Origin of the sequence: Streptomyces sp. NPDC057543, from assembly GCF_042801895.1 — a bacterium.
Taxonomy (GTDB): Bacteria; Actinomycetota; Actinomycetes; order Streptomycetales; family Streptomycetaceae; genus Streptomyces.
In genome coordinates, this window is sequence record NZ_JBHVFF010000509.1 from 1 (window position 1) to 3,135 (window position 3,135).

3 protein-coding genes and 1 pseudogene are annotated in these 3,135 nt (G+C 68.8%); 2 read left to right on the plus strand and 2 right to left on the minus strand.

Translation table 11 applies throughout. The annotated features are described in order from the left end of the window. The first annotated feature begins 239 nt into the window (after positions 1–239). Positions 240–938, plus strand: coding sequence for a nucleotidyltransferase domain-containing protein (locus ACFU8Q_RS40590; protein WP_384464972.1), 699 nt, complete (start codon positions 240–242; stop codon positions 936–938). Between the two features lie 43 nt (positions 939–981). On the opposite strand, the gene istB is transcribed toward ACFU8Q_RS40590, so the two are convergent. Both istB and ACFU8Q_RS40600 read right to left on the minus strand, forming a co-directional pair. Beyond that, on the minus strand, positions 982–1,779 hold the full coding sequence (gene istB / locus ACFU8Q_RS40595; RefSeq protein WP_384464975.1) for an IS21-like element helper ATPase IstB: 798 nt from the start codon (positions 1,777–1,779) through the stop codon (positions 982–984). Between the two features lie 261 nt (positions 1,780–2,040). Next, positions 2,041–2,292 (minus strand): hypothetical protein, encoded by a 252-nt coding sequence (locus ACFU8Q_RS40600; protein ID WP_384464978.1) that lies wholly within the window; start codon positions 2,290–2,292, stop codon positions 2,041–2,043. A 498-nt stretch (positions 2,293–2,790) separates the two neighbouring features. Between ACFU8Q_RS40600 and ACFU8Q_RS40605 the strand changes: the two are divergent. Continuing rightward, a pseudogene (locus ACFU8Q_RS40605) lies at positions 2,791–3,135 on the plus strand (conjugal transfer protein TraA); the annotation flags it as partial.

The window sequence follows — 3,135 nt, forward strand, 5'->3', positions numbered from 1 at the left end:
CAACCCCACTGCTGCGACAGCGGGTTGGTGCAGGTCTTCCACCTCCACTCGAACCAACAGCGCCTCACGGCGCAAACGGAATGTGTGCCAGAACCTAGAAGCGAGAGCACTTGTCGGTGGGTTTCGGCATCACTCGCTGTCCGAAGAGCGCATGAAAGTTGATGAGAAGTAAGAGCACCCGCTGTGGTGCGGTGCACCTGCCCTCCTACGAGACCCATGCCGGAACGTACGCTGCGATCATGGATGACCCTGTGCTCACCGCCCGCGAACTGGTGCGGGACCGATTTCCCGCCGCCAAGGCAGCGTTCCTCGCCGGCAGCGTGCTGACCGACCGCCGGACGCCCACATCTGATCTGGACATCGTGGTCCTCTTGGACGGGCCGCCCGCGCCTAACCGGGAGAATCTGGTGTACCGCGGCTGGCCGGTGGAGCTGTTCGTGCATACCGAGGCCGTCTGGCACAGCTTCGCCGACCAGGAGACCGCGAAGCGGAGTTCGCCTCTGCTCGCCATGTGTGCTGACGGCATGCTCCTGGTAGACACGGATGGGCTGGGCGCTTCGCTCCAGGACGAGGCGCGAAGGCGTTGGGCCGCGGGCCCGCCGCCGCTCTCGGACCGTGAGCGCGACTACCAGCGCTATGTCCTGACCGACTTGCTCGACGACCTGCGTGGCTGCGCGGACCCTGCGGAGCGGGTGTACTTGGTCTCGCACATGCTGCAGCGTGCCTCGGAGCTGGTCCTGCTGGTCGGCGGGCACTGGCTCGGCGGAGGCAAGTGGTTGTCGCGGCGGCTGGCTGCGGCCGACCCCGGGGTGCACCGCGCGTTGTCCGAAGCTGCCGCGCAGGCGATCGCCGGGGATGCGAAGGTCTTCGCCGCGGTCATGGCAGAGGTGCTAGACCAGTTTGGCGGCCCCCTGTGGGACGGGTACGCCATCCGGTGAGTCGGTGGGGCGCGATCACACCAGCACAGGGGTATGACTGCGCTCAGCCAGCTGAGGCATGATGTTCGGCTCGGGCTCGGGTGGTGGCGAGTCGGTAGGAGTCGGTGCCGGTCTCGATGATGTTGCCGCCGAAGGTGAGGCGGTCGACGATGGCCGCGCAGAGGCGGGGGTCGGTGAAGGTCTTCGTCCAGCCGGAGGACGATTCGTTCGAGGCGATCGCCACGCTGTTCTTTTCCTCCCGCTCAGTCAGAACCTGGAAGAGGAATTCAGCGCCACGGCGGTCGAGTTCCATGTAGCCGAGCTCGTCGATGCACAAAAGATCAACGCGGCCGTAGCGGGCGATGGTCTTGGTCAGCTGCTTCTCATCGGCGGCCTCGACAAGCTCGTTGACCAGCTTGGTCGCGAGGACGTATTTGACTCGGTAGCCGGCCATCGCGGCCTCGGTGCCGAGCGCGATCAGCAGGTGGGACTTGCCGGTGCCGGAGTCGCCGATGAGGCAGAGCGGCAGGCTCTTCTTGATCCATTCACACTTGGCAAGGGTCTGAATCAACGCGGCGTCGATGTTCGGGTTGGCGTCGAAGTCGAACTTGCGGAGCGACTTGTCGCGGGGGAACCCGGCGGCCTTGATCCGGCGCTCGGAACGTCGGCGGGCCCGGTCGTCGCACTCGGCCAGCAACAGCTCGGAGAGGAAGCCGAGGTAGGACACCTGCTCGCGGCCGGCGGTTTCGGCGAGTTCTGGGAACTGGGATCGGATGGTCGGCAGCCGCAGCATCCGGCATGCCTGGTCGACTGCCGCGGTGGCAGCCTGCTCGGTGAGTCCTCGCTGGCGGGGAATGGTCATGGTCGTTCTCCTTCAGGATGTGGGGCGGTCCGGCCGGTGGAGTCGCAGCATCTGGTCGTAGTGGGCGACCGAGGGAAGGGGCCGCTTGTCGGGAGGCAGGTGCACCAGGCGGCGCGAGGTCAGGGACGTGACCTTTGACCGGCTGGCCGTGGGCGCCGAAATCAGTAAAGGTGCGGGAGATCTTCGGGACCGGGGCGGCCGGAGCCGGTGTCGACGGCCGCCCCGCAGGCATGAGGGGTGTCCTGGTCGGGCCGGACGGGGTCAGCGGGCGGCGAGGGCAGCGCGCTGGTCCTGTTCGGTGGCCGCTTGGTCAGGCGAGGAATCGGGGGAGTCGTCGATGGGCCACTGGTGCCGGCAGTCGGGTGCGGGGCAAAGGTGTACGCGCTGCCCGGTCACGCGGTCGTAGTCGAGTCCGCGGCTGGGGCGCCCGCAGGCCGGGCAGTGGACGGGGTCGCCGAGGTCCTGGGCGTACATCCAGGTGACGGGGAGCGCGCCGGGCGTGTCCTGCGGCACGTTGCGGAGTCGCCAATCCGCGCGGGTGGGGTAGGAGACGAACCGGCCCAGTTTCGGCTGATGCTGTCGGCGAGGACGTGGCCGTCGAACGCGCGCAGGCGCTGCCCGCAGATGTGGCGGTAGTAGGCGCTCGTGACGGCCAGGACCTCGCGAGCAGGCGGGTGGCCGATGAAGAGCAGGTCGCCGTCCTCCCCGAGTTCGGTCACGAGCAGCCCCCGCAAGGTGAAGCTGACGTGGTCGACGGTCGGGACGAACACGGCCGCCTCCATGTCGTAGCGGTCCTCGGGGATCGTGGCCGACGCCGAGATCCCGATTCGGCAGCGACCAGTTTCCTCGTGGTCAGGGACACCACTACCCAGTAGCACCACTCCGGAGCGCCGCGCCTGGCCCCTTCCCGGCCGGGCACGGCGCTCCCCTTTTCACCAAGGAGTCACACAGGTCCACCGGCACCGCAGCGAGCCCAGCAACTGCTGGCGCAGCTGGAGCGGTACGGGTCTCGCGAGAACGGGGGTGGTGTGGGCCCGGGTGCGGCCGGTGGTCGGCGTCGTCCTGGCGGCCGGCGCGGCGCGTTCACGCGTCGGCACCTGCTCGCCGAAGCCCGACGTCACCTCGCCTACGCCCTGCGCGGCCGACCTCACCAGCCGGGTTTGGACGAACAGATCGTGCAGGCGGTGGTCGACGACTACATCCGCCCCGTCGGGCGGGGCCGGATGATGACCGCCGACCTGCGCGCCCTGGACCCGCGCGACACCGAGGGCCAGGCCGCGCTGCGCCCGCTGCCCCATAATCGGTCCGCGCCCCCGTACGAGCGGGTCCGCCTCGCTGCACCAGCGCACTGGCGCG

Bases quoted from the DNA above. Each gene is read 5' to 3' on its own strand.
- ACFU8Q_RS40590 (WP_384464972.1), top strand. From the start codon at position 240: ATGGATGACCCTGTGCTCACCGCCCGCGAACTGGTGCGGGACCGATTT.
- istB (WP_384464975.1), bottom strand. From the start codon at position 1,779: ATGACCATTCCCCGCCAGCGAGGACTCACCGAGCAGGCTGCCACCGCG.